The sequence below is a fragment of the Pistricoccus aurantiacus genome (assembly GCF_007954585.1).
GTDB lineage: Bacteria > Pseudomonadota > Gammaproteobacteria > Pseudomonadales > Halomonadaceae > Pistricoccus > Pistricoccus aurantiacus.
Window position 1 is genome coordinate 2825241 of sequence record NZ_CP042382.1, and the last position, 26996, is coordinate 2852236.

A 26996-nucleotide genomic window follows, 5' to 3' on the forward strand; every position below is an offset into this window, starting at 1 on the left:
ATGACCTATCGAGGCGTAGGGTGTTTTGCGACGCTGCTGAGTCTAGGCTTGGCCCAGTCGGTTCACGCACTGGATTCGCGCATCGAAGGGCTCGATGGCGCCGTCGAGGATAACGTAAAGATCTATCTGCAAGGTATCGAGGTCGGCCAGTACAGCCGCTCCAGACTCGAAAACCAGGTGCGCAAGCAGACCCGGGAGGCGATGCGCGCCTACGGGTATTATGAGCCGACCATTACCGATATGACCTTCGTCGAGGATCCGCCAGAACGGGTCGAACTGACGATCGATCCTGGCCCTCGTGTCAAGATCACCGTTCTCGATCTGACGATAAAAGGCGATGCTCAGGATGACAAGGCTTTCACGCAAGCCCTGAAGGACGCCAAGTTGAAGAAGGGCAGGCCCCTGCTTCACAAGCGTTACGATTCGCTGAAAAGCCGCCTGGCAGGCCTTTCCCTGCAGCGCGGCTACTTCGATTCCCGTTTCACGGATCAGCGCATGGAAGTGCGTCCTTGGGAGGAGAGCGCGCGCATCTACCTCACCCTGGATAGCGGTCCACGCTATCGTTTCGGCGAGGTGTACTATCACGGCAGTCAGATCGACGAGAAGAGATTGCGGAAGATGCTGCCCTTCAAGCCAGGGGATCTTTATCTCGCGGAGGAACTTGCCGAATACAATCAGCGCCTCTCCCAGAGCAACTGGTTTTCCGCCATGGCGATTCGCCCACAGTTGGGTGGCGCCGGAAATCTTGCCCTTTCAAGTCAAACGAATTGGTATGATCAGACAGCGCTGGAAGGCGACGCGGTTCGCTCGAGGCCTGACATTTCCAGCGAGCCGCGCATCAGCCAGTCGGCGCTGATATCCGCCAGCAATCTTCAGGCGCCGGAAGATCTCGCGGTGCCCATCGACGTGCAATTGACGCCGGCGGCACGGCACAATTTCGAGATCGGCGTGGGCTATGCCACGGATGTCGGACCGCGCCTGCATTTCTCCTGGGAACAGCCCTGGTTGAACAGCGACGGCGATAGCTTGAACCACGACCTCTTCTTGTCCGCGCCGGAACAACGCTTTACCGGCGAATACATCATACCCTTGGAAGACCCGCTCAAGGACAGCTATCGCCTGCAGTACGGCTTTCGTAGCAAGGACGACAACGATACTCAAAGTCTTGAGGCGGCGGTGGAACTGGCCCGGCGCTGGGAGTTCGACAACGGCTGGATACAGAGCCTCTATCTGCGCACTCTCTACGAGGACTTCACCCAGGGTGAGCAGGAAGACAAGGTGCTGCTTTACTATCCCGGCATCAGCTGGACCCGTGTTCGCACCCGTAACCCGCGTTTTCCTACCTGGGGAGATCGGCAGCGGTTGGCCCTGGAGTATTCCGATACGTTCTGGGGCTCCGATGCCACCTTCTTCCGCACCACCGCGGATACCCAATGGATACGTATGCTGGGAGACGACCATCGTTTTGTCGGGCGCATGGGGCTGGGCGCCATCTCAACCGAGGATTTCGACAAGATACCGCCGTCGCTGCGCTTTTTCGCCGGCGGTGACAGCAGCGTGCGGGGCTACAGCTATGAAAGCCTGGCGCCTCGGGATGACAGCGGTAAACTGCGCGGCGGCCAGCAGCTTTTTACCGCCAGCGTGGAGGCTCAGCGCCGTATCACCGGCGACTGGTGGGGCGCCGCCTTCGTCGATACCGGCGATGCCTTTGACGACTGGTGGCCCAATGAGTTGAATACCGGCGCAGGGCTTGGCGTGCGCTGGGTGTCGCCTGTCGGGCCTATCCGTTTCGATATCGCGCATCCCTTCGACGACGAAGACAACTCCTGGCGCATCCATTTCGCCATAGGACCCGAATTTTGATCTGGATACTGCTTCGAACACTGATCTGGCTGCCTATCTTTTTGATTGGCTTGATTCTTTTTCTATTGGGCTTGGGACTTTCCCCTTGGGGAACGGCTTGGCTGCTGGAGCAGGGCCAGAATCGTGGCTGGTATAGTTTCGAAAGTGTCGAAGGTAGCCCTCTCGATGACTTGGTCATCAAGAATCTCGAACTCACCAGTGGACCGGTGCAGGGCACCATCGCGCATCTGAAAATCGATTGGGCGAAGGATTGCGTGCTTTCCGGAAAGCTTTGCCTCGATAAGCTGGATGTGGACGGGGCGGATCTCGCTCTGGTGGCCGGCGACCAGCCCGCGGAGCAAGAGCCGGCCCAGGAAGACGAGGCGGCGGGCGGCGACATCATTCTGCCGTTTCCTATCGAGATTCGTGACGTCAACCTGGATAACGTCAGTTTTCGCCTGGCGGATGGCACCCGTATCGCCTGGCGGGAATTCTCCACCGGGGCCACTCTCGAGAATAATACTTTCGAGCTATCACCTACCCACTGGCGGGAGATTCTGGTCACGCTGCCGGTCACTTCCGGCCAGGCGTTGACGGCCGCCCCGGCCAGCGAAGCATCCACCGAGGAAGGGGATTCCACGCCGGAGACGCTGATCGCTGCGCCCATCGACGCCAGCATCGCGCTTCGGTCGCCGCTTCCCGCCAGCGTTGCGCCGACTCTGGAAACCGCCAAACAGGTGCCTCTGGATGAGCGCGAACGGCTGGAACTGCCGGAGGTTCATCTGCCGATCCAGATCGAAGCGCCCAGGATTGCCGTCGAGAACCTGCGGTTCAAGGCGCCGGCGGATACCTTTGTGGTCGATCGGCTGGAACTGGCGCTGAGCGGTCACGACAGCACCGTCACGATCGAACCTCTGTCCGTGAGTTCCCCCATGGCGGATGCGGCGCTGGTGGCTCAGGTCGAGCTACAAGGCGATTATCCCTTGACCGCCAGCTTTTCCAGCGAGCTCTATCTTCCCGAGCGCATGCCGGCGCTTTCCGGACAGCAGATGGAGTTGGAGCTCACCGGCAGCCTGGCGGATCTGAACCTGCGCTTGGAAACCCAGGGCCCTGTCACCGCCAACCTGAGCGCAACGCTGGACGCGCTGGATCCAACCTTGCCCTTTGACGCCAGCCTCGAGGCATCGTCGCTACGCTGGCCCTTGGAAGGAGCGGATACGCAGGTCGCTGACGAACAGGCGAAGAAAGAAGAGGCAAAGGAAGATGCCAAGAAAGAAAACGCCGAGGAAGGTGGCCCTGACAGCACGCCTCAGGAGCCTTACCGGGTCAAGAACCTGGCGCTTGAGGCCAGGGGCAGCCTGACCGGCTACCGGACTTCACTCCAACTCAGCGCTTCCGGCCCGCAGTTCGACGAGACTCGGCTTTTACTGGAGGGAGAAGGGGATCTTTCCCGGTTTGCCTGGCAGCCTCTCGAATTGACCACCGCGGATGGCGGCAGCCTGACCAGTCAGGGCAAGGTGGACTGGCAGGATGCGCTCAAGCTCGAGACCAGCCTGACCCTGAACGGCCTCGACCCCGGCGCCTTTACCGAAGCGGTGCAGGGCAATTTGAACGGCAACGCCCGGCTGAGCTTCACGCAAACCGACGCCGGTTGGCGGGTCGCGCTGCCGACGCTGGATATCGATGGTGAACTGCAGGATCTACCGCTGTCTCTCGAAGCCAGCCTCGCCGGCAATAGCGACATGCATTGGGATGTGGATCGGCTGCTGCTGAACCAGGGTGAAAATCGCCTGACGGCTCGAGGGCAAATAGCGGAGCGGATCTCCCTGAACGGTGAGATTCGCGCGCCGGCGCTGCAGGCGATTTCGCCGGAGCTCGATGGTGTTCTGCAAGGAGATTTTGCCTTGGGCGGCACCTTGAAGGCGCCTCGAATCGACGTCGATCTGCAGGGAAGCGATCTGCGCTTCGCCGATAATCGGCTCGATTCGCTTGCTCTGGACGCGAATGTAGAAGGCGCAGAGGATCCAAAACTGGATATCACCCTGAGGATTCGACAGCTGGAAGCGGCGGGGCAGCGCCTGGACAGCGTCGACCTGACCCTGGACGGCAAACTGTCCGATCATCGCCTTGATTTGAACAGCCAGGCGGCGCCCGACATGCCATTTTCTCGAGCGGAGCTGGTTCTGGTCGGCGGGTTGAACAAGCAGCGAACTCGCTACAAGGGACAGCTTTCTCCACTGAATGTCGACACGCAATATGGCGATCTGAGCCTGGATGACCCGCTTGATTTCACGGCGAATCTCGACGAAGGCAGTATCGGCGTGCAGCCCTTTTGCCTGCGCCGCCAGCAGGGCGGCGGGCTCTGTCTGACCGAGCCCCTGGAAGCCTCCGCCAAGCAGGGCAAGGCGACTCTTGCGCTCAGACAGCTGCCCATGTCGATGTTTGCGGCCAGCGTGCCGGAAGGCTGGGATCTCGACGGCGAGACCAATGGCGATATTCAAGCCAGCTGGTCCGGGGGCGGCAGCCAGTGGCAGCTGGCAAGCGATTTCAAGAGCGAGCTTGGGCTGCAGGGCACCGACGCCTATGGACAACCCTGGTCGCTGCCCGGCTCGAGCCTGAACATCGAGATAGATGCCACTCAGCGCCAGGCCAAGGCCGACCTGGAGTTGAGCCTGGCGGAAGCGGGGCGGCTACTGCTCGATACCACCATCGATGATCCACAGAACATCGGCTCCCTCAGCGGCGAGCTGCGTCTCGAGGACATCCGTCTGGAACCGTATCGGCGCCTGATCGCCGGCATGGAAAAGCTCAACGGCACCCTGGGCGGCCGAGTCGCCATCGGCGGCAATCTCGAAGCCCCCAGTCTCAACGGGGATATTCGCCTGACAGGGCTGGAGGCCAAGGGTGCGGAAGTCCCGGTAGAGGTCGAGGACGGGGAGATCAACGTCAATCTCGACGGTAATCAGGGCGCCATCGATGGCTATATCGATGGGGAGGAAGGTCGTCTGAACCTGGACGGCAGCGCCGCCTGGCCAAGCCCGTCCGAATGGCGAGCGCAAATCGACATCGACGGTCAGGAAGATCCGCTGCTGGTGATACTGCCGGATTTCGGCAGGCTCAAGATCGCACCGGATTTGCGTGTCCAGGTCGACCCCGAACTGCTCAAGGTGCGCGGGCAGGTCAGAATACCCTGGGCGCGACTCGAAGTCGGCAAGATCCCGCCTTCCGCGGTCAGCCCCAGCGGAGACGAAGTCATCATCACCCGGGAAGACGATCGTCGCGCCGCGCAAGAAGCAGAGGAACGCCGCCGAGCGCTCGAGAACGGGCAGGCTCAGGTCGGTGAATCCACCTCCCAGGCCCTGGCGAAGGCCGGCATGGCCACGGACATACGGATTGATCTGGTGCTGGGGCCGGACATGCAGCTGGAAGCCTACGGCCTTGAATCCGGATTGCGTGGCAACCTGCAGGTGCGTCAACAGAACGGTCCGGTACAGCTGTTTGGCGACGTCAATCTGGAGGAGGGGCGTTTTCGCGCCTATGGCCAGGATCTGTTGATTCGCCAGGGCCAGATCACCTTCAGCGGCCCTGCGGGACAGCCGCTCCTGCAGTTCGAAGCCATACGCAACCCGGAAAAGACCGAGGACCAGGTGATTGCCGGCTTGCGGGTGACCGGCCCTGCGGAGGCGCCGAACCTGGAGATATTCTCGGAGCCTGCCATGAACGAGAGCCGTGCGCTTTCCTATCTGCTGCGCGGGCGGGCGCCGGAAAATACCGGGGACACCGGTGGCGCCTTGACCTCGGCACTGATCGGCCTGTCGATTTCCCGTACCGGCGGCGCCGTCAGTCAGGTAGGTCAGGCCTTCGGCGTCGACGATCTCACCCTGGATACCGCCGGCAGCGGTGAGGATAGTCAGGTAGTGGTACGTGGCCAACTGACCGACGACCTGCAGATCAGCTACGGCGTCGGCGTTTTCTCACCCATTGCCGAGCTGACGCTGCGTTATTCTCTCTGGCGAAATCTGTACCTGCAGGCGGTTTCCGGCGCGGCCCAGGCGGTGGACCTGATTTACAGTTTCCAATTGGGCAAGCCTGATGGCGAATGAGGATTCAGACGAATCATTCGCATCGAGTGTTGTCTCAGGACCGTGAAAAATCCATTGGCATTGGAGAGAATAACAATGTGGCCTTTTGAAAAGCCCATGGTCGATTCGCAAAACGCCTTGTCCGGACGTGAGAAAGCAATGGAGATCAGCGGCGTGCATCGGATCAACGGCAACGACATGCGCGGCCCTATTCCCGAAGGCTTCGAGGAAATCGTGCTGGGTCTGGGCTGCTTCTGGGGCGCGGAGCGTCTGTTCTGGCAACTGCCCGGGGTATACGTGACCGCGGTGGGCTACGCCGGTGGATTCACGCCGAATCCGAGCTATGAAGAAACCTGCAGCGGGCGCACCGGCCACGCGGAGGTCGTGCGGGTGGTATTCGATCCGCGGCAGATCTCCCTTGACGAGCTGCTGCAGCACTTCTGGGAAGCTCACGATCCGACTCAGGGCATGCGCCAGGGCAACGACGTCGGCACCCAGTATCGTTCGGCGATCTATACCACGAGCGACGCCCAGCAGCAGACTGCCGAACGCAGCAAGGCCCAGTATCAGCAGGCCCTGAGCAGCGCTGGCAAGAAGGAGATCACTACGGAGATCCGCCCGCTGGAGGCGTTCTACTTCGCCGAGGAATATCACCAGCAGTATCTGGACAAGAACCCCGGCGGCTATTGCGGCTTGAAGGGAACTGGCGTGGCCTGTCCAATTTCTGCGTAAGAAGTCTGCACCCGAATCTGGTCTAAAACGGCTGCATGGCCAGGATCACCACCGCGTAGCGCGCCGCCTTGCCGATACCCGTCAGCAGGAAGAAGAGCAGGAAGGGCACTCGCATCAGGCCGGCGACGAAAGTCAGGGCGTCGCCGCCGATGGGCAACCAGGCCAGCAGCAGTGACCAGACGCCGAAGCGATTGAACCAGCGCTGGGCGTGACCCAGGGATTTTTCCTTGAAGGGAAACCAGCGTCGATCCTTGTAGTGTTCGCAGTAGCGGCCCAGCACCCAGTTCGCCGCCGCGCCAAGCGTATTGCCGGCGGTAGCCACCAGTAGCAGAGCGAGCGTATCGAAACCAGCCTTGACCAACCCTGCCAGCAGTACTTCCGAATAGAAGGGCAGCAGTGTCGCCGCCAGAAAGGAGGAAGTGAACAGACCCAGGTAGCCCGTCGCTTCCCCCATCACTCGATGCGGCCTTCCTCGACACCGTGACAGGCCACCAGAGTGCCGTCCTGCGTCTCCAGCAGCTTGGGGATTTCCTCGCGACAGCGCGCATTGGCATAAGGGCAGCGTCCGTGGAACACGCAGCCGGAGGGAAGTTTTACCGGCGTAGGCACCTCACCTTTCAGGCGAATATGCTGCGGTCGCTTATCCTCGAGTCGCGGTATGGCGGACAAGAGCGCCTGGGTGTAAGGATGGCGGGGGCTGTCGAACAGCTGTTTGGTCGGCGCCACCTCACATACCGTTCCCAGGTACATCACTACCACCCGGGTACCGAAATGCTCCACCACCGCCAGGTCGTGAGTGATGAACAGATAGGTCAGGTGGCGCTCCTGCTGGGCTTCCATCAGCAGGTTGAGCACCTGGGCCTGAATGGACACGTCCAGGGCGGAGATCGGCTCGTCAGCGACGATGAATTCCGGGTCCACCGCCAGGGCCCGGGCGATGGCGATACGCTGACGCTGGCCGCCGGAGAACTCGTGGCCGAAGCGCGTGCCCCAGTCCGGATCGATGCCCACGGAATGCATCACTTCGGTCACCTTGCCGCGAATCCGCGTTTTGCTCCAGTCCGGATGATGCAGTTTCAGCGGTTCCTCCAGAGTCTGCTGGATAGTCATGCGCGGGTTGAGGGAGGCGTAGGGATTCTGAAAGATCATCTGCATGCGCCGCCGATAGGGCAGCAGCTGACGACTGGAAAGGTTGTCGATGCGCTTTCCCGCATAGTGAATCTCCCCTTGGGTCGGGGAAATCAAGCCCATCACCGTGCGCGCCACGGTGGACTTGCCGCAGCCGGACTCCCCCACCACGCATAGCGCTTCGCCCTGCCGGATGTTCAGGCTGACCCCGTTGATGGCATGGACGAATTCCTGATGGCGCATCAGCTTGCCGCCCTTGAAATGCAGCTGTTCCAGAAAGTCACCGGAAAGCGAGAAACGCTTGTAGAGATCGCGAATCTCCAGCAGCGCGGGCGACGTGGCGGTATCGGCAGCCAGGGATTGGGCATTTGCGCTCATGGGCTTGTCTCCGACTGGCTCTTCTCGCCGGTGCGAGTCTGCATCGGCTTGCCTTGCTTTTCCGCTACCCAGTGGCAGGCGGTCTGAATATCACCGACGTTGACGAACCCCGGCACCTGATTCAGGCAGGCGGGACGCGGGCGACCGCTTTCATCGTTGACGAAGCCGCAGCGGGGATGGAAGGCGCAGCCGCTGGGCAGGTTGTTGAGGGATGGCATGCTGCCGGGAATCTGGTTGAGCCGCGCGCCGGGGGTGGCCATCTGGGGCAGGGCATCGATCAGCCCTCGGGTGTAGGGATGCTGGGGCGTATCGATGATGTCCCGCGTCGGTCCCTGCTCGATAATGCGTCCCGCGTACATCACCAGCATGCGCTGGGTCACCTGGTTGACCACCCCGAGATCGTGAGTGATCAGGATCAGGCCGACGTTATTGTGCTCGCACAGCTCCAGCAGCAGCGCCATGATCTCCGCTTGGATGGTGACATCCAGCGCGGTGGTGGGCTCGTCGGCGATGATGATATCCGGGTCCAGCAGCAGGGCGATGGCGATGATCACCCGCTGACGCATGCCCCCGGAAAGCTCGTGAGGGTACTGATCCAGACGCTTCTCCGGGGAAGGAATCTGTACCTGGGAAAGCTTGTCCAAGGCGATGCGCTTGGCCTCTCGAGAGGAAATACGTCGATGCGCCTTGAGACACTCGACCATCTGTTCGCCGATGCTGAGCACCGGGTTGAGGGTCATCATCGGATCCTGAAAGATCATCGACATGCGCTTGCCGCGAATGCGTCGCAGCCGGCGATCCGAGAGGCCGACCAGTTCCTGGCCGTCGAACCGGATGCTGCCGCCGGCGATATAGCCGGGCAGGGAAATCAGGTTGAGCAGGGTAAAGGCCGCCACGGACTTTCCGGCGCCGGATTCACCGACGATGCCCAGGCGCTCGCCGCGATCCAGGCTGAAGCTCAGGTCCCGCAGGGCGCGCAGATCGCCGTGACGCAGGGCGAAACGGACGTCGAGTTCCTTGACTTCGAGTAATGCCATGGAAGCTCCTTAATTCTTGTAAAGCCGCGGATTCAGCACGTCCCGCAACCAGTCGCCCAGCAGGTTGATGACCAGCACCAGCACCACCAGCACCGCCCCGGGCAGCAGCGTGATCCACCAGGAGCCGGACTGGATGTAGTCGAAGCCGGACTTGATCAGCGAGCCCAGGGACGGCTGGGTTTCCGGCATGCCGAGCCCCAGGAAGGAAAGCGCCGCCTCGGAGATGATGGCGTTGGCGATCTGCACCGTGGAGATGACAAAGATCGGCGACAGGGTGTTGGGCAGGATATGCCGGAACATGATGCGTCGGCTCTTGAGTCCCATGATCCGAGCCGCGTCCACGTATTCCTTGCTCTTCTCCGCCAGTACGGAAGCGCGCACGGTACGTGCGTACTGGGGCCACTCCGCCAGACCGATGATGACCACCAGCAGGGGCACCGCGTAATCGCTGAAAGTGGCGCCGCCGAAGATCGCCTTGACCAGGGCGCCGACGATGATTGCCACCATCAGAGTGGAAAATGACAGCTGGATATCCGCCAGGCGCATCAAAAAGGCGTCCACGCGACCGCCCAGGTAGCCGGCCATCAGTCCGAAACAAACCCCGAGCAGGGCCTGCAGGAACACCGCGCCGAAGCCGATGATCAACGAGACCCGAGTGCCGTAGAGAATGGTGGAAAGCAGATCCCGCCCCTGGGCGTCGGTGCCCAGCAGGTAATACGGATCGCTGCCGTCGATCCAGAAGGGCGGCAGCTCCGAGCTCAGGATATCGATCTGGGCCAGGTCGTAAGGGTCCGTGGGCGATATCCAGGGCGCCAGCACCGCCGCCGCCACCATGACAATGAAGATCAGCAGGCTGATTTGAGCGATCAGATCGCGCCTGAAGCTGTGCAGCAGATAGGAGTCGCGAAAACGCACCCAGCGGCTGGGCGGCGCTGCGGTCGTCGGGATCGTCATGCGGGTTGTCCTGTCAGCTTGACGGTGGGATTGATCAGGCCGTAGATCAGGTCCACCAGGGTGTTGGTGATCACGAAGATAAGTCCCACGATCATCAGGTAGGTGACGATCAAGGGAATGTCCGAGCGCTCGATGGCATCCAGGAACATCAATCCCATGCCCGGCCACTGAAACACCGTTTCCGTGAGGATGGTATAGGCCACCAGGGTACCGATCTGTACGCCGCCCACGGTGATCACCGGCAGCATGGTGTTCTTCAGGGCGTGCAGGAAATAGATACGTCTGGGAGCGATACCCTTGGCCCGAGCGAAGCGAATGTAGTCAGACTGCAGCACCTCGAGCATCTCCGCGCGAATCAGGCGAATGAACAGCGGCAACATGATCGAGGCCAGGGAAAAGGCCGGCAGCACCAGATAGGTCAAGGCGTCAAAGGAGGCGAAGTTGGTGTACCAGGTGCCGAAGACGTGCTCCACGGGACCGCGCCCGTAGGCGGGCATGCCGCCCTCCGTGGACAGCAGCCCGTTGAGCCAGGCGCCCCAGGCGACGCCCTGGGGAAAGGGCGTGAAGGTCACGCCGATGGCAAAGATCTGGATCAAGACAATGGCGGTGAGAAACACCGGAATCGAGATGCCGATGATCGACACGCTCATGAAGAAGCGCGACAGCCAGGCCCGGGGCTTGATGGCGCTGTAGACGCCGATCGGCACGGAAAACAGCACGATCAGCAGGGTGGTGGCCGCTACCAGTTCCAGGGTCGCCGGCAGATGCCGCAGAATGACCTCGGTAGTGGGTTCATGGAAGACATAGGAGTAGCCGAAATCGAACTGCAGGGCGTTCCTGGCGAAACGCAGGTACTGGACGAAGAATGGATCGTTGAGGCCCAGTTCTTCTCGCAGCGCCTCCCGCTCGCTTTCCGGCACCGACTGGCCGACCATCTGCTGGATGGGATCGCCCAGGTTTTCCTGAATGGCGAAGCTGATCAGGCTGATCACGAACATCACCAGCAGGGCATGAAACAGCCGCTTGATCAGAAAGGCAATCATGAGAATTCTCTCGAACGTAGGCGATAAACGTTGATCCGGGCTGATGTTGCCCGGATCGGATCAAGGCTCAATGACGCAAGCTCACTGCTCGATCACCAAGTCCCCAAGATAGGGGAAGTTCATCACGTTGAGCACCGGTTCGATCTTCACGTCCTTGGCCGCGGCCCAGGCCAGGTCCTGCCAGTGCAAGGGAATGAAGGCGGCGTCTTCGTAGAGTGACTTTTCCACCGCCTGCAGCATCTTGGCGCGCTTGTCCTCGTCGAGCTCAAGGTTGGCGGCGGCGATCTGTTCGTCGATTTCCGGGTTGCAGTAGTTGCCGGCGTTGTACTGGCCGGCGCCGGTGTCCGCGTTCGGGCACTCGGTCAGATACTGATAGAAATTGGCGGAATCCTCCGTATCCGAATGCCAGCCGATCATCATCATGTCCGCGTCGCGCTTGTCGTACTCGGTCCAGTACTGGGCCTTGGGCATGGTCTTGAGATCGACCTTGACCTTGATCCGCGCCAGCATCGCCGCCACCGCCTGGGCGATCTTCGCGTCGTTGACGTAGCGGTTGTTGGGGGCGATCAGGGTGACATTGAAGCCGTCCTCGTAACCCGCCTCCTTCATCAACTGCTTGGCCTTTTCCACGTCGTAGCGCGGTTTGAGCTCCGGATTATGGCCGGCGTACCCTTCCGGCGAGAGTTGCGCGGCAGGCGTGGCGAATCCCTTCATCAGCCGGTCGGCGATGCCTTCTTGGTTGATGGCGTAGGCGAAGGCCTGGCGCACCCTGGGATCCTGGAAGGCTTCCACCCGATCTTCGTTCATCTGCAGGAGAATGATCCGAGTGCCGGACATGGTGATCAGCTCGACGTTGTCGTCATTGCGGATACGCTCGAGATCGTTGGGCGGCACCGGGGCGATGAAATCCACGTCGCCGGAGAGCAGGGCGGCGACCCGGGTAGCGTTTTCGCTGATCGGAGTCAGCACGATTTCATCGACGTTACCCGGGGAATCCTTGTCCCAGTAGTCGTCGAAGCGTTCCATCACCAGCTTGACTCCCTGCTGACGTTCGACCACCTCGAAAGGACCGGTACCTGAGACGTTGCGGGAGGCGAAGGTGTTGCCGCTCTTGGCGATCTCGCCCTTTTCCTTGCCGTTGTCGGTGGTGCCGCTGTAGAACTCGCTATCCATGGGGAAGATATAGGTCGCGAGATTGAGCAGCAGCGGATAGGGATTCCTGGTCTTGAACTCCACGGTGTGATCGTCCACCGCGGTGACGCTTGCGATAGGAACGAAGATCGCCTTGAAGTCCGAGCTGCGCTTGAGCCGCTCCACGGTCCACACCACGTCCTGCGCGGTGAAGTCGTTGCCGCTATGGAATTTCACCCCGTCTCGCAGGGTCATGCGCATGGTGGTGTCGTCCACCTGCTCCCAGTCCGTCGCCAGGCGCGGCTCGAACTCGAAATCGTTGTTCCAGCGCACCAAGGGGTCGAAGAGCAGGTGCGACAGCTGAAGAATCGCCCCGGAGAGCTGTTCGTGAATGTCCAGCGAGACCGGGTCCGCATCGTAGGCCATGCGAAGGGTGGTATCCGCGGCGAACGTTGCTGTTGGTAGTAGGGCGGCTCCACCGATAGTGGCGCCGATAACGGTGGCGAGAAGAGTTTTACGCAGAAGCATATCGTTTTCCCCGTACTGATGAATGTTGTTGATTGTTGACGAGGCGCCCGGGAAGCGACGCTTCGTTTTCGTCACCTTGATTTCTACCTTATACAAGCGTTTGAATCAAAGTGAATTCCTCACTCGAGCATAGCGGCAATTCAATCACTGGCCGGCGTCAGATAATCCATGCGATACAGCTGGTCCACCTGATCCAACCCGTAGACGCTACAGTCGAGGTCCGTGGCATGACCATCGCATAGGCCGTACACCCAGCCGTGAATCGCCAGGGGCTGATCGCGTCGCCAGGCACGTTGAATGATCTTGGTGCGGCTCAGGTTGGCGACCTGCGCCTTGACGTTGATTTCGCACATGCGATCGACCTGCTCCGACAGAGGCAGATCCTTGAGCGTTTCGCGATGTCTGCTATTGAGTGCGCGCAGCGAGTGCAGCCAGTAATCCACCACGCCGAACTCGCCGCCGGTGATTGCCGCACGCACGCCGCCACAGCCGTAATGGCCGACGATCAGGATATGCTTGACCTTGAGCACGTCCACGGCGAACTGCACCACGGACATGGCGTTCATGTCCGTGTGATAGAGCAGGTTGGCCACGTTGCGATGCACGAAGACCTCACCCGGTGGCAAGTCGATGATCTGATTCGCCGGCACCCGGGAGTCGGAGCAGCCGATCCAAAGATATTCCGGGCTCTGCTGCTGGGAGAGCCGGGCAAAGAAGTCCGGATCCTTTTCGCGAACGCTTTCCGCCCATTGTCGATTGCGTTCCAGCAGGTTACGTATTTCCTGATCCACGATGTACTCCTTGAATGATCGAATTCGCGATAGCGGTTTTTATCGTTTGGGATAGAAAGCGTCAATGACGGAAATCCCCCGGCCATTCGTCTCGGCTGGTATCATCCGTGCATTATATTCCCATCGCTCAAGGCGAATTGCTTTTTTACAGGAGAAGATTGTGTCCGACTATGATTACGACCTTTTCGTTATTGGGGCCGGCTCCGGTGGCGTGCGAGCGGCACGCACCGCGGCGGCCAAGGGAGCCAGGGTCGCCGTGGCGGAGGATCGTTATCTGGGAGGAACCTGCGTCAACGTAGGCTGCGTTCCCAAGAAGCTTTATTCCTATGCTGCTCACTTTCACGACGCCTTCGAGGACAGCGCCGGTTTCGGCTGGACGCTGCCGCAAGCGCCGATTTTCGACTGGGCCACCCTGCGGGACAACAAGATTGCCGAGATCAAGCGTCTCAACGGTATCTACGGACGTCTACTCGAAGGCGCCAACGTGGCGCTGTTCAATGCTCGGGCAAGAGTCATCGACGCGCATCGGGTGGAAGTGGCAGGCAAGACCGTCAGCGCTGACAAGATCCTGATCGCCACCGGCGGCTGGCCCTGGAAGCCGGATTTTCCCGGCAACGAACATACGGTCAACTCCAACGAGGTCTTCGACCTGGAGCGGTTTCCCAAGCGTTTTCTGGTGCTGGGAGGCGGCTATATCGCCGTGGAATTCGCCAGTATCTTCAACGGCCTGGGCTGTGAATCCCACCTGATCTATCGGGGCGAGCTGTTTCTGCGCGGCTTCGATCGCGAAGTGCGGGAATTCACCCGAGACGAAATGATCAAGAAGGGCCTCAATTTGCACTTCGAGGCCAATATCGAGTCCATCGAGAAAGTCGAAGGCGGCCTGCTGGTGACGTTGACCAACGGCGAGAGCCTGGAAGTCGACGCGGTGCTGACCGCCACCGGCCGCAAGCCCAACCTGGCGGGCCTGGGTCTGGAGGAGCTTGGGGTAGCGTTCAATCTCGATGGCACTCTGAAGGTCAACGAGCGTTTCGAAACCTCGGTGCCTTCGATTCTGGCCTTGGGGGATATCATCGACGGGCCGGAACTGACTCCGGTGGCCCTGGCGGAAGCGATGGTGATGGTCGAGCACCATTTCGGCGAGACCACACCCGATCCGGTGGCCTACGACAAGGTAGCCACTGCGGTATTCTGCCATCCCAATATCGGCACTGTGGGCTATTCCGAAGAAGATGCCCGGCTACACTTTGATAATATTCGCGTCTATCGCACGGATTTTCGTCCCATGAAGCACACCCTGTCCGGTAGCGACGAGCGCTGCCTGATGAAACTGATCGTCGACGATGCCAGCGACCGGGTAATTGGGGCGCATATGGTCGGTGACGACGCGGGGGAACTGATGCAGGGAATTGCCATCGCGATACGGGCCGGGCTGACCAAGGCGGACTTCGATGCCACCATCGGTATTCATCCCACCGGGGCGGAAGAGTTCGTCACCATGCGAAACGTCACCCGCCACTGATGTAATTGCCGAAATATCAGAAGTATCATTAGTGCCAGTATCAAGCCATCTGCGGATGGCTTTTTTTTATGGCCCGATGACTGTGGAAATTGGCATGGCGGAAAGTTTTGACGCTTTACTATACTCGACTAGGTGACACGATGGCCTAGTGATGGAAATGCTGGAAACGCTCGTATAATTTAAAATTATGGCAATAGTACAAACAGTCAAATTATTTTGATATGAATATAAGATTTTGTTATTGTTGATAACAAATTCGCTACAGCGAAACCTGATATCCATGAATACGACATCTCCACCATTGTCACAGCAACCGCCTTTCATACCTTCCGCTGAGTTGGCACGCCCAAGCGTGGCGGATGCTATGGTGCCTCACGAGCAGACACCGCTGCTGATCAGAAAGCCGAATTCCGATGACGGTTGGGGTATTTACGAGCTCATCAAGGCGTGTCCGCCGCTGGATGTAAATTCCGGATATGCCTACTTGTTGCTGGCGACCCAATTTCGCGACAGCTGTGCGGTGGCTACCAACGAGGAAGGAGAGATCGTGGGTTTCGTTTCCGGCTACGTGGAGAGCAATGCCCCGGATACGTATTTTCTGTGGCAGGTCGCCGTCGGTGAAAAGGCTCGGGGTACCGGGCTCGCCCGGCGTCTGGTGGAAGCCATCCTGACGCGCCCGGAACTTTCCGCCGTACGCCATCTCGAAACCACCATCACGCCGGATAATCAGGCTTCCTGGGGGTTGTTCACGCGGCTGGCGAAACGCTGGCAGGCACCGCTCAACAGTCGAGAATATTTCTCGACCAATCAGCTGGGCGGTGAACACGATCCGGAAAATCTCGTGCGTATCGGTCCTTTTGATCCCCAGCGAATCTAACGCCAATCCTCATTCGATTCTTTCCAAAGTCGCTAGAGCTTCGCTGTTATTCTCAATTGTTTTTCAAACAGGAGGTCGTCAATGCAGACCCAGATTCTCGAGCAGATGGAATCCAACGTACGGACGTATTCACGTTCTTTTCCTATTGTCTTCACCGAAGCCAAGGGAGCGCGCCTTACCGCCGAAGACGGAACTCAGTACATCGATTTTCTCGCTGGTGCGGGTACGCTCAACTATGGCCACAACCACCCCAAGATAAAGCAGGCGCTGGTCGACTATCTGGCCGGTGATAATATCGTCCACAGTCTGGATATGTGGACGGCGGCCAAGCGCGACTACCTGGAAACGCTGGAAAACGTGATTCTCAAGCCGCGCGGGCTTGACTACAAGGTCCAGCTGCCGGGGCCGACCGGCACCAACGCGGTGGAAGCCGCCATTCGTCTGGCCCGAGTCGCCACCGGCCGGCACAACATCGTTTCCTTTACCAACGGCTTTCATGGCGTAACCATGGGCGCGCTGGCCACCACCGGCAACCGCAAGTTCCGTGAAGCGACCGGCGGTATCCCTTTGCAGGGTGCAGCCTTCATGCCCTTCGACGGCTACATGGGCAAGGATGTCGATACCCTGGATTATTTCGAGAAGCTGCTGGGCGACAATTCCAGCGGTCTGGATCGACCCGCTGCGGTAATCATTGAGACCGTGCAAGGGGAAGGGGGCATCAACCCCGCCGGCCTCGACTGGCTCAAGCGGCTGGAAAAGATTTGTCATGACCATGACATTCTGCTGATCGTTGATGACATTCAGGCGGGCTGTGGGCGCACCGGCAAGTTCTTCAGCTTCGAGCATGCGGGTATCAAGCCGGATATCGTCACCAACTCCAAATCCTTGTCCGGCTTCGGGCTACCGCTTTCCCATGTACTGATGCGTCCAGACCTGGATAAATGGAAGCCTGGCCAATACAACGGCACTTTCCGTGGTTTCAACCTGGCTTTTGTGACCGCCGCCGCCGCCATGAAACAGTTCTGGAGCGACGACACGCTCGAGCGGGACGTTCAGCGTAAAGGCCGTATCGTCGAGGAGCGTTTCCAGAAGCTGGCGACCTGGCTCTCGAATAAAGGCGTGCCGTCCAGCGAGCGTGGCCGTGGGCTAATGCGAGGCCTGGACGTAGGCACCGGCGACAATGCGGACAAGATCACCGGTGAAGCCTTCAAGCGTGGCATGATCATCGAGACCAGCGGTCATGACGGGCAGGTCGTGAAGTGCCTGTGCCCCTTGACCATCAGCGATGAAGACCTGCTGGGTGGGCTGGATATCCTGGAAGATAGCGTCAAGCATATGTTTGGTTGATCAGCGGGTATTTGCGTAGTCACCGTGACGGCCCGAACAATGGGCCGTCATCATCAAGCAGCGTCAGCATGGTCGAGAAAAGGAGAGACATATGATCGTTCGCAACCTTGAAGAAGCCCGCAAGACCGATCGCCTGGTCAAGGCGGAAAACGGCAATTGGGACAGTACACGCTTGTCGTTAGCCCAGGACGGCGGCAACTGTTCCTTCCATATCACGCGAATATTCGAAGGCACTGAAACCCATATCCACTACAAGCATCACTTCGAAGCGGTCTACTGCATCGAGGGTGAGGGCGAAGTGGAAACCCTGGCGGATGGCAAGATCTGGCCGATCAAGCCCGGCGACATCTATATTCTCGACCAGCACGACGAACACTTGCTGCGTGCCAGCAAGACCATGCACCTGGCCTGTGTGTTCACGCCCGGACTGACCGGTAACGAAGTCCACCGAGAAGACGGCTCCTATGCACCGGCGGATGATGTTGCCGAGGCTGATGACAAGAAGCCGCTGTAACGTACCAGACGATATAGGGATTGAAACGGGCTCCGATAACAATGTTATCGGAGCTTTTTCTGGTGCCTGGTTTGAGGTCATGCAATCAGCATGACTCCAGCTTCGCATAATGTATATTATGTTAAATAAGGCATGGCGCCTGAGATCTCGGTCTCAGCACAGCTCCGCCTAGTCTTTGACATCTTTAATCCAGCAATCCTTAACTCGGCATGTAACGTTTGGTAAGATGCGAAACTCTTTATCTAGTGACGACTCAACCCCCTCACTGCCTTTCGTTTGCATGTGACACCTCGACGGATACCTCTGAATGCTCGGCGCCTGGAAAACCACTAAACGCATGGTCGTGATGCTAATTCTGCTGGCCCTGGTGCTAGGCGCCATCTTTGGCTGGAAGTTCTGGCAGATGCAGAAGATGCAGGAACAGATGTCGCAACCGGAACCGCCGATCAAGGTTGAAGCCACTCAGTTGAAAGCCGCAACCTGGCGGCCTGAAATCAAGGCGGTGGGCTCGCTGCGCGCCATCAACGGCGTGGAAGTCGCCAATGAGGTGGCGGGCGTGGTGAGTCAGATCGATTTCGAGTCCGGTGACCAGGTAAAAAAAGGCGATCTGTTGATTCAAATCGAGGATAGCGTCGATCGAGCTGCCCTGGCGGCAGCACAGGCTCGCGCCGATCTGGCCCAGGAAACCTTCAATCGTTTCTCGAACCTGATCAAGCAAAACGCGGTGTCGCGTTCTCAATATGATGAAGCGCGCTCCAACCGGCAGGCGACTCAGGCAGAGGTCGAAGAACTGCGCGCTCAGCTGAACAAGAAGGCCATTCGCGCGCCTTTCGACGGTGTTGTGGGTCTGCGTCGGGTGGATCTGGGCCAATACATTGCCGTGGGTACCCCCATCGTCGACCTCAATATGCTCGAACCGATTTACGTGGATTACAGCGTGCCGGAGCGTCTGCTGACGGAGCTGGCGCCGGGCCGTCAGGTGGAAATCTCGGTAGCTGCCTATCCGGAGCAGGTATTTGCCGGCGAAGTAATGGCGATCTCGCCTTCCATCAATCAAAGCAGCCGTACCTTGGATGTACGCGCTCAGCTACCCAACGACGAGCAGCTGCTGCGCCCGGGCATGTTCGCGGACGTGCGAAGCCTGGCGCCGGAAGAAAAGAAGGTACTAACCCTGCCCCGCACCGCCCTCTCCTTCAATACCTACGGCAATTTCGTGTTTCTGATCACGGAAAATGAAAACGGCGAACAAATCGCCAAGCGTGTTTCCGTCACTACCGGGAACACTCGCGGCAATATCGTGGAGATCACCGATGGTTTGCAGCAAGGTGATCGCGTCGTGGCCACGGGTCTACTGAGGCTGAGAGACGGTCAGCGAGTGGAAATTCAGCAGGACAGCGCCCAGGGCGAGAAGAACCAGGAGTCAGGGGCTCAAGGTGAAGAGGCAACCGGCTGATGAAATTCACCGACATCTTCATTCAGCGCCCGGTACTGGCCACGGTAGTCAGCCTGCTGATTCTACTCATGGGGCTACGAGCTGCCATGGACATGGAGATTCGCCAGTACCCGGAGTTGGAGAATACGGTGATCACCGTATCGACCGCCTACCCCGGCGCCAGTTCCGAGTTGATCCAGGGCTTTGTCACCCAGCCGCTTCAGCAGGCCATCGCGGAAGCGGAAGGCATCGATTACATGGAATCCTCGAGCATCCAGGGTGCCTCGACGATCACCGTCACCATGGAGCTCAACTACGATGCCAACGCGGCGCTTGCGGAAATTCAGGCCAAGGTGGCCAGCCAGCGCAGCGTACTGCCGGAAGCGGCGGAAAGTCCGGTCATCGAGTCCTCTACCGGTTCCACCACCGCGCTGATGTACCTGGCCTTTTATACCGAAAGCATGCCGGTTCCGCAGATTACCGACTATCTGACCCGGGTGGTGCAGCCCAAGCTGCAGGCGCTGTCCGGGGTGGCCAAGGCGCGTCTGTTCGGCCAGCGTTATGCCATGCGCATCTGGCTCGATCCCCGACGCATGGCGTCGCTTAAGGTTTCCCCTCAGCAGGTCATCGATGTACTGGCACGTAACAACTATCAGGCGGGTGTGGGTCAGACCAAGAGCGAATTCGTCGCCATCAACCTGACCTCCAGCACGGACATCAGCGATCCTGATCTGTTCGAGGAAATCGTGGTGCGCAATGACGGCGGCAACCTGATTCGTCTGCGCGATATCGCCCGCACCAAACTCGGCGCGGAAAGTTATGACAGCACCGCCTGGTACAGCGGCACCCCCGCCTCCTTCATGGCCATCGAGCAGGCCCCCGGCGCCAATCCGCTGGACGTTGCCCGGGCGGTACAGCAAACCATGCCGGAGATCCGCGCTCAACTACCCGGAGAGTTGAAGGCGGTGGTTCCCTACGACGCCTCGGAATTCATCGAGGATTCCATCAATGAGGTGATCAAGACGCTTCTTGAAGCCTTGCTGATCGTGCTGGTGGTCATCTTTCTGACGCTGGGCTCCTTCCGAGCCGCCCTGGTGCCGGCGGTGGCGGTGCCGCTTTCCCTGGTGGGCGGCGCCTTCGTGATGCTGGTGCTGGGATTCTCCCTCAATCTTCTGACGCTGCTGTCCATGGTGCTGGCCATTGGCCTGGTGGTGGACGACGCCATCATCGTGGTGGAGAACGTTCACCGGCACATCGAGCGCGGGGAATCCCGCTACGAGGCGGCGATCCATGGGGCCCGAGAAATGGCGATTCCCATCATCGCCATGACCACGACGTTGATCGCGGTATATGCTCCCATCGGCTTCATGGGCGGCCTGGTGGGTTCGTTGTTCACGGAATTCGCGTTCACCTTGGCCGGGGCGGTACTGATCTCCGGCATTATCGCTCTCACTCTGTCGCCGATGCTTTCCGGCAAGGTGCTCAAGGAAAGCGGCAAGTCGTCGCGTTTTGAAAACGCCGTCGAAAGTACCTTCACGAAACTCGCCGACGGCTATCGCTCTCTGCTGACCCTGACGCTGCAGACCGTCTGGGTACCGGTGGCATTCGCCGTGATCGTGCTGCTGTCGATCTACTTCATGTTCATTACCAGCCAGAACGAACTCGCCCCCACGGAGGATCAGGGCATCATCTTCTTTCAAGGAACCGCGCCCCAGACCGCGACTCTCGATTATCTCAAGCGTAACGCAACTCAAATACAGAACGGCCTGGAAAAGGTCGACGGTTATCATGAATCCTTCATGATCCTGGGCGGCACCAGTGCGGATACGATCTTCGGCGGTTTCAAGATGAAACCCTGGAGCCAGCGAGATGTCTCGCAGATGGAAGTCATGCCCAATGTCCAGGAAACACTTTCCGACGTTACCGGCCTGCAGACCGCTGCCTTCCCGCGCCCTTCCTTACCTGGCTCCAGTGGTGGTCTGCCGATACAGTTCGTCATCACCACCGGCAATAGCTACGAGGAGCTTGACGCGGTGGCAAGCGAGCTGCTGGGCAAGGCCATGCAGAGCGGCAACTTTGTTTTCCTGCGCAAAACCATCGAGATCGATCGCCCTACCACGAATATCGACGTGGATCGTGATCGGGTCGCCGACCTGGGCCTGACCATGCAGGACATTGGGCAGGCGCTTTCCACGCTGCTGGGGGAAGGCTACGTCAACCGCTTCAGCATGGAAGGCCGCAGCTACAAGGTGATTCCTCAGGTACAGCAGGAATTCCGCCTGGATGCCTCGATGATCGACGATTACTACATCGAGACGCCAAGCGGTGATCAGGTTTCCTTGGGTAGCCTGATCAACCTGGAAGACCACGTCGAGCCTTCCAAGCGAACGCAGTTTCAGCAGCTCAATTCCGTGACCCTTGAAGGCGTGCCATTGCCCGGCGTCGCCTTGGGAGACGCCCTGGGATGGTTGAACGAGACCGCGGCACAATCGCTAGCCCCCGCCTATTCCATCGATTACAAAGGCGTTTCCCGTCAACTGATGGAACAAGGTGGCGCGCTGATCCTGACCTTCTTCCTGTCTCTGCTAGTAATCTATCTAGTACTGGCGGCGCAGTTCGAAAGCTGGCGGGACCCCCTGATTATTCTCGTGTCCGTGCCTATGTCCGTGGCCGGCGCCATGGCCTTCATTACCCTGGGCGTCGCAACGATGAATATCTACACTCAGGTCGGCTTGATCACATTGATCGGCGTGGTGGCCAAGAATGGTATCCTGATCGTCGAGTTCGCCAATCTGCTGCAGAAGGACCGCAAGCTCGACAAGCACGACGCGGTCATCGAGGCGGCGGCGATTCGCCTGCGACCAATCTTCATGACTTCAGTAGCGTTGATCGTCGCCATGGTACCGCTGTTGATCGCTACCGGCGCCGGCGCGGTCAGCCGCTTTGACATCGGTCTGACCATCGCCACCGGCCTGGGTATCGGCACCTTGTTCACGCTGTTCGTGCTGCCGGCGTTTTATGTCTTGCTGGCGCGGGATCATCACAGCAGCTCGAAGGACACCGCAAGCGCGACGGTTACCGAAACCTAACCAATAAGAACAGATCTTGTTGCAAGCTGTTTTTTTGAAACAAGATTTCACAAACAGATGCATCATAAGCCGTTGCCAGGGCAAATGGCTGACGGCATTATCCTGCGTTAACGAAACCTGCATGGACACGCTCTCCCCGGCTGCTTATCATCGGTGAGCCTTGCGCCCCGCACGCCTCAAAGGAATATGTGATTCATGTTCACTCGATGTCTATTACCCATCACCTTCATCAGCCTGGCATTGCTGGGAGGCTGCGGCGCGCTAACGCAGCAGCGTGATGCGACGCTTGCCACGTCTTCTCAGCTCGATGCACGTTTCGCCGAGTTGGAACAGACCCTGAGCCAGCGCTTTGAAAATGAGCAGGCAGAAGAAACTGCCTGGCAACGCCGCCAGGATCGCCTGGGCGAAGAACTACAGCGTATCGATGCTCGAATGAAAGGGCTGCGTGCGGAGATTGCACGTCTTCATCAGACGCCCAAGGTCCAGGCACCGGTTCGCGATATGGATGTTCCCGAGGAGTTGCGTAACAAGACGCTGCTAGGCAGCTCGGAATGGGTTGGCTTGCCCACCGTTGGTACCTACCTGCAGGCACGCATCGATTCCGGGGCGGAAACCTCTTCATTGTCCGCGACGGATATCACCGAATTCGAGCGGGACGGCGAAAACTGGGTGCGTTTCAAGCTGGCGCTGGAAAAAGAAGACGAAGCGATCGAACAGGTACAAGAAAAATCCATCGAGGCGCCTATCGAGCGTCGTGTGCGTATTCTGCAATCCACCGGCGAGGAATCCCGCCCGGTCGTCAGCCTGCCGATGACCCTAGGTTCCATCAGCCAGAACGTGGAATTCACCCTCAACGATCGTCGGCATCTGAGCCATCCGGTGCTGCTGGGTCGTAATTTCATGAGAGATATCGCCATTATCGACGTGGCGGAAAAATATCGTCATCCAAGGCCGGAGTTTCCCGGCGGCGAGCCGTCGGAAGTCGCCAAGGCGGATGAAGTGGCCAATGGCAAGAACAGCGACTAGTTCTCGCTCATCGCCCCCTTTCAAGGAGTATTGATGTCCCGCCTACCCTTTTATCTATTGACCGGCCTCTTGATCGTGGCCGGTATTGCCTTGAGCATTCATCGTCACGTGGAATTCGAGGTTCCCTGGACCCCCGGGGAAAAACGTCAGGTATGGGAAGTCGAAGCCCAGGTCGATTTCGTTGGCCAGGGTGATCCCGTGATCGTCGATATGGCCTTGCCCGGCCCTCAGCAGGGCTACCGGTTATTGACGGAAAACACCGCTTCTTCAGGGTTTGGCCTGTCGTTCCTCGAAGATGAGCGAGGGCGGCGCGCTCAGTGGTCGATCAGGGAAGCCAGTGGTCCGCAGCAGCTTTACTACTCCGCCCAGATGCTCGTCGCGCCTCAGGCAAAAAGGCCCGACACGCCACCTCCGAAGCTGAAGAAGCTTGTCTGGGAGCCGCCTTTCGACGCCGCCGCCAAGCAGGTGATCGAGCGAGCGCATCAGCGCTCTGCGGATGCCTATACCTTTGCTCGAGAATTGATTCGCGACTTCACCGGTGACCGTCAGGGCGAGAACGTCCGCCTGCTGCTGACCCAGTTCGAACAGGTGCCGTTGCTGGTCAAACTGCTCAACGAGGCCGGGGTCCATGCGCGCCAGGTCAGTGGTCTGCTGCTGGAGGACGGGCGGCGCCGCCAGAGCCTGACCAGCTGGCTGCAAGTCTATAACGCCAAGGGTGACTGGGTGCTGTTCAACCCCTATACCGGGGAACAGGGTCGTCCGGAAAACCTGCTGCTCTGGGAAGATCGTGGCGAAGCGGTGCTGGACGTCGAAGGCGGCAGCAACTCACGAGTCTACTTTTCGATGATCGAGCACAACCAGCCTGCGGCGGCGGCGGTTCGCAATCAGCTTTCGAACGATACGCTGCTGAATTTCTCGATTCATAGTCTACCCCTTGAAGATCAGGCGCTGTTCCAGACCATCCTGCTGATTCCGATCGGCGCGCTGATGGTGGTCTTTCTGCGGGTACTGGTTGGCATCAAGACCTCTGGTACCTTCATGCCGGTACTGATCGCTCTGGCGTTCATTCAGACCACGCTGCTCACCGGCTTGATTGGCTTCCTGCTGGTAGTGGCGGTGGGGCTGGTCATTCGTAACTATCTTTCGTATCTCAATTTGCTGCTTGTGGCCCGGGTGTCGGCGGTCATCATCACGGTCATCGCCATCATTGCGATATTCTCGGTGCTGTCCTACCGATTCGGACTGAACGCGGGGCTGACCATCACCTTTTTCCCGATGATCATTCTTGCCTGGACCATCGAGCGCATGTCGATCCTCTGGGAGGAGGAAGGTCCCAAGGAAGTACTGATTCAAGGCGGCGGCAGCCTGCTTACTGCCGTACTTGCCTATCTGGCGATGAACAATCCCTGGGTGCGTCATATCACCTTCAACTTTCTCGGGGTTCAGCTGATCCTTCTGGCGTTGATTCTGCTGCTGGGCAACTACACGGGTTACCGTCTGCTCGAGCTCAAGCGTTTCAAGCCGGTCACGGAGAGCTAGGCCATGGGAATCTTGCTCAACAATAGCTGGACCTCGCCCAAGAAGCTGAAGACCAAGGGCATCATCGGCATGAACCGGCGCAATATCCGCTACATCGGCCGTTACAACGATCGCCACCTTTATCCCTTGGTGGACGACAAGCTCAAGACCAAGCTGCTGGCGCATGAGTACGGCATTACCACGCCGGCATTGATTGGCACCGTCACCACCCAATTTCATGTCAAACATATCACCACGATGGTGGCAGGCCATGGCGGGTTCGTGATCAAGCCCGCCAAGGGCAGTGGCGGCAAGGGCATCCTGGTGATCGATCATGTGGATGGCGATGCCTATGTCAAGCCCAGCGGCCATCATCTTGGCCGCGAGGATATCGAGCGCCACGTGTCCAACATCCTTTCAGGGCTTTATTCTCTGGGCGGGTCGCCGGACGTGGCGGTCATCGAGGCGCTGATCAACTTCGACGAGAGCCTGAGCGAATATACCTACGAAGGCGTGCCGGATATCCGGGTCATCGTCTTTCAGGGCTATCCGGTCATGGCCATGATGCGCCTGTCCACCGCCGCCTCAGACGGCAAGGCCAACCTTCATCAGGGAGCGGTGGGGGTAGGACTGGATATCGCCAGCGGCTGGGCCCTGCGCGGCGTTCAGTTCGACCGCTCCCGCCAGGATCACCCGGATACCGGCCACGATCTGGCCAGTCTACATATCCATGGCTGGACGACTCTTCTCGAACTCGCCGCGAGCTGTTATGAAATGACCGGGCTTGGCTATCTGGGCACCGATATGGTGCTCGATCGAGATCATGGCCCCATGCTGCTGGAGCTCAACGCCCGCCCGGGGCTCGCCATTCAGATGGCCAACGGCGAAGGGTTGCGCCCGCGCCTCGACCTGATCGAACGTCAGACCGAGTCGCGCAGCCCCGTCGAGCGGGTCGCTTTCGCCCAGCGGCATTTCGCCCGTCGTGGTGAACTGGAGGTGACATCATCGGCACCCGCGACGGCAGAGTTGGCGCAAACGGCGTTTTCGAGTCCCGGGAACAGTCTCTGATAGACTGGCGCTTTAGTTCGACGATTCGGTCATCATGCCCATTCAAGATCTGCTAGCTCAAGCGCAGCGCCAATGCATCGAGAACGGGGCTCGTCTTACGCCGATTCGCCTGCGGGTGCTGGAAATAATTGCGACGGCCAGCGGCGGACTCAAGGCCTATGATCTCCTTGACCGACTGGCGCTGGAACATTCCGCCGCGCGTCCGCCCACGGTGTACCGAGCGCTGGATTTCTTGATCGAACAAGGTCTGGTGCACCGCATCGAATCTCTCAACGCCTACGTGGCCTGCCCTTGGCCGGCACACCGCCACGGGTTTCAGCTATTGATCTGTCGCCGCTGCGGTCGGGTCGAGGAATTGCATCTGGACGATATCAACGTGCAGTTGGCAGCTCGGGCCAGAGATCTGGGGTTTCAGGTCGAGCGACAAACCATCGAGTTGCTCGGCTGCTGCGACGGCTGTCTTGTCCAGGCGCCCTCTTCGGCTAGGGATTCCGAAAAGCCTGGAGATGAATCATGAGTGAACTATTCAAGCAGCTAGAGGGTGTACCACTCGGTACCGTCAAGCCATCAAGCGAGATACTGGATTCCATTGCCTGGAACGAGGCAGGACTGATACCTGCCATCGCCCAACAAGCCGAAAGCTTAGAGGTCTTGATGATGGCCTGGATGAATCGCGAGGCGCTTGAAGAAACCTTGCGCACCGGTCGTGTCTGCTACTGGTCCCGTTCCCGAGGCAAGCTCTGGCGCAAGGGCGAATCCTCCGGCCAAGTGCAGCGCCTGAAAGCCGCCTACCTGGATTGCGACGGAGATACCCTGCTGCTCAATGTCGAACAGACCGGCCCCGCATGCCATAGCGGGCGGCGCAGCTGCTTCTATGTGGCGCTAGGCAAAGACGAAGCTACCGTCATCAGCGATCCGCTAATCGACCCGGCGATACTTTACGCCAAGCGCTGATGC

At 59.3% G+C, this 26996-nt stretch carries 21 protein-coding genes; 14 read left to right on the forward strand and 7 right to left on the reverse strand.

Annotated elements, in window-relative coordinates; translation table 11 throughout:
- From tamA to msrA, 3 genes are all read left to right on the forward strand, one after another.
- Entirely contained in the window at positions 1-1863 is a 1863-nt protein-coding gene (gene tamA / locus FGL86_RS13345) for an autotransporter assembly complex protein TamA (RefSeq protein WP_147185009.1), read from the forward strand.
- Complete coding sequence (tamB, locus tag FGL86_RS13350; protein WP_246131628.1) at positions 1860-5945, forward strand: autotransporter assembly complex protein TamB; 4086 nt, start codon at positions 1860-1862, stop codon at positions 5943-5945. The genes tamA and tamB overlap by 4 nt, the downstream gene beginning before the upstream one ends.
- Positions 5946-6041: 96 nt before the next feature.
- The gene (msrA, locus tag FGL86_RS13355; protein ID WP_246131629.1) at positions 6042-6656 is read left to right on the forward strand and encodes a peptide-methionine (S)-S-oxide reductase MsrA; all 615 of its coding nucleotides are present in this window, start codon (positions 6042-6044) and stop codon (positions 6654-6656) included.
- A 22-nt stretch (positions 6657-6678) separates the two neighbouring features.
- On the opposite strand, the gene FGL86_RS13360 is transcribed toward msrA, so the two are convergent.
- The 7 genes from FGL86_RS13360 to can form a co-directional block, all read right to left on the reverse strand.
- On the reverse strand, positions 6679-7110 hold the full coding sequence (locus FGL86_RS13360; RefSeq protein WP_147185011.1) for a YqaA family protein: 432 nt from the start codon (positions 7108-7110) through the stop codon (positions 6679-6681).
- Positions 7110-8162 (reverse strand): ABC transporter ATP-binding protein, encoded by a 1053-nt coding sequence (locus tag FGL86_RS13365; RefSeq protein ID WP_147185012.1) that lies wholly within the window; start codon positions 8160-8162, stop codon positions 7110-7112. The genes FGL86_RS13360 and FGL86_RS13365 overlap by 1 nt, the downstream gene beginning before the upstream one ends.
- Complete coding sequence (locus tag FGL86_RS13370) at positions 8159-9199, reverse strand: ABC transporter ATP-binding protein (protein ID WP_147185013.1); 1041 nt, start codon at positions 9197-9199, stop codon at positions 8159-8161. The genes FGL86_RS13365 and FGL86_RS13370 overlap by 4 nt, the downstream gene beginning before the upstream one ends.
- A gap of 9 nt (positions 9200-9208) precedes the next feature.
- A complete protein-coding gene (locus FGL86_RS13375; RefSeq protein ID WP_147185014.1) occupies positions 9209-10153 on the reverse strand; it encodes an ABC transporter permease in 945 nt (314 codons plus the stop codon).
- Entirely contained in the window at positions 10150-11196 is a 1047-nt protein-coding gene (locus FGL86_RS13380; RefSeq protein WP_147185015.1) for an ABC transporter permease, read from the reverse strand. Before FGL86_RS13380 ends, FGL86_RS13375 begins: the two co-directional genes overlap by 4 nt.
- A gap of 81 nt (positions 11197-11277) precedes the next feature.
- Positions 11278-12855: an ABC transporter substrate-binding protein gene (locus FGL86_RS13385; RefSeq protein ID WP_147185016.1), complete on the reverse strand. Its 1578-nt coding sequence runs from the start codon at positions 12853-12855 to the stop codon at positions 11278-11280.
- A gap of 140 nt (positions 12856-12995) precedes the next feature.
- On the reverse strand, positions 12996-13646 hold the full coding sequence (can, locus tag FGL86_RS13390) for a carbonate dehydratase (protein ID WP_147185017.1): 651 nt from the start codon (positions 13644-13646) through the stop codon (positions 12996-12998).
- A 160-nt stretch (positions 13647-13806) separates the two neighbouring features.
- Here can and gorA point away from each other — a divergent pair, with 160 nt between their 5' ends.
- From gorA to hisI, 11 genes are all read left to right on the forward strand, one after another.
- Positions 13807-15168, forward strand: coding sequence for a glutathione-disulfide reductase (gene gorA / locus FGL86_RS13395; protein WP_246131630.1), 1362 nt, complete (start codon positions 13807-13809; stop codon positions 15166-15168).
- Between the two features lie 280 nt (positions 15169-15448).
- Positions 15449-16045, forward strand: a complete 597-nt coding sequence (gene ectA / locus FGL86_RS13400) for a diaminobutyrate acetyltransferase (RefSeq protein ID WP_147185019.1) — start codon at positions 15449-15451, stop codon at positions 16043-16045.
- An 81-nt stretch (positions 16046-16126) separates the two neighbouring features.
- A complete protein-coding gene (gene ectB / locus FGL86_RS13405; RefSeq protein ID WP_147185020.1) occupies positions 16127-17392 on the forward strand; it encodes a diaminobutyrate--2-oxoglutarate transaminase in 1266 nt (421 codons plus the stop codon).
- Positions 17393-17483: 91 nt separating this feature from the next.
- Positions 17484-17906: an ectoine synthase gene (locus FGL86_RS13410; RefSeq protein WP_147185021.1), complete on the forward strand. Its 423-nt coding sequence runs from the start codon at positions 17484-17486 to the stop codon at positions 17904-17906.
- 337 nt (positions 17907-18243) lie between these two features.
- Complete coding sequence (locus tag FGL86_RS13415) at positions 18244-19359, forward strand: efflux RND transporter periplasmic adaptor subunit (protein WP_246131631.1); 1116 nt, start codon at positions 18244-18246, stop codon at positions 19357-19359.
- On the forward strand, positions 19359-22427 hold the full coding sequence (locus tag FGL86_RS13420; protein ID WP_147185023.1) for an efflux RND transporter permease subunit: 3069 nt from the start codon (positions 19359-19361) through the stop codon (positions 22425-22427). Before FGL86_RS13415 ends, FGL86_RS13420 begins: the two co-directional genes overlap by 1 nt.
- 195 nt (positions 22428-22622) lie before the next feature.
- Entirely contained in the window at positions 22623-23453 is an 831-nt protein-coding gene (locus FGL86_RS13425; RefSeq protein WP_147185024.1) for an ATP-dependent zinc protease family protein, read from the forward strand.
- Positions 23454-23486: 33 nt separating this feature from the next.
- Entirely contained in the window at positions 23487-24992 is a 1506-nt protein-coding gene (locus tag FGL86_RS13430; RefSeq protein ID WP_147185026.1) for an inactive transglutaminase family protein, read from the forward strand.
- Positions 24993-24995: 3 nt separating this feature from the next.
- Complete coding sequence (locus tag FGL86_RS13435) at positions 24996-26039, forward strand: alpha-L-glutamate ligase-like protein (RefSeq protein WP_147185028.1); 1044 nt, start codon at positions 24996-24998, stop codon at positions 26037-26039.
- Between the two features lie 34 nt (positions 26040-26073).
- Positions 26074-26556, forward strand: a complete 483-nt coding sequence (locus tag FGL86_RS13440; RefSeq protein WP_147185030.1) for a transcriptional repressor — start codon at positions 26074-26076, stop codon at positions 26554-26556.
- Positions 26553-26993, forward strand: coding sequence for a phosphoribosyl-AMP cyclohydrolase (gene hisI, locus FGL86_RS13445; RefSeq protein ID WP_147185031.1), 441 nt, complete (start codon positions 26553-26555; stop codon positions 26991-26993). Before FGL86_RS13440 ends, hisI begins: the two co-directional genes overlap by 4 nt.
- Positions 26994-26996 lie beyond the last annotated feature (3 nt).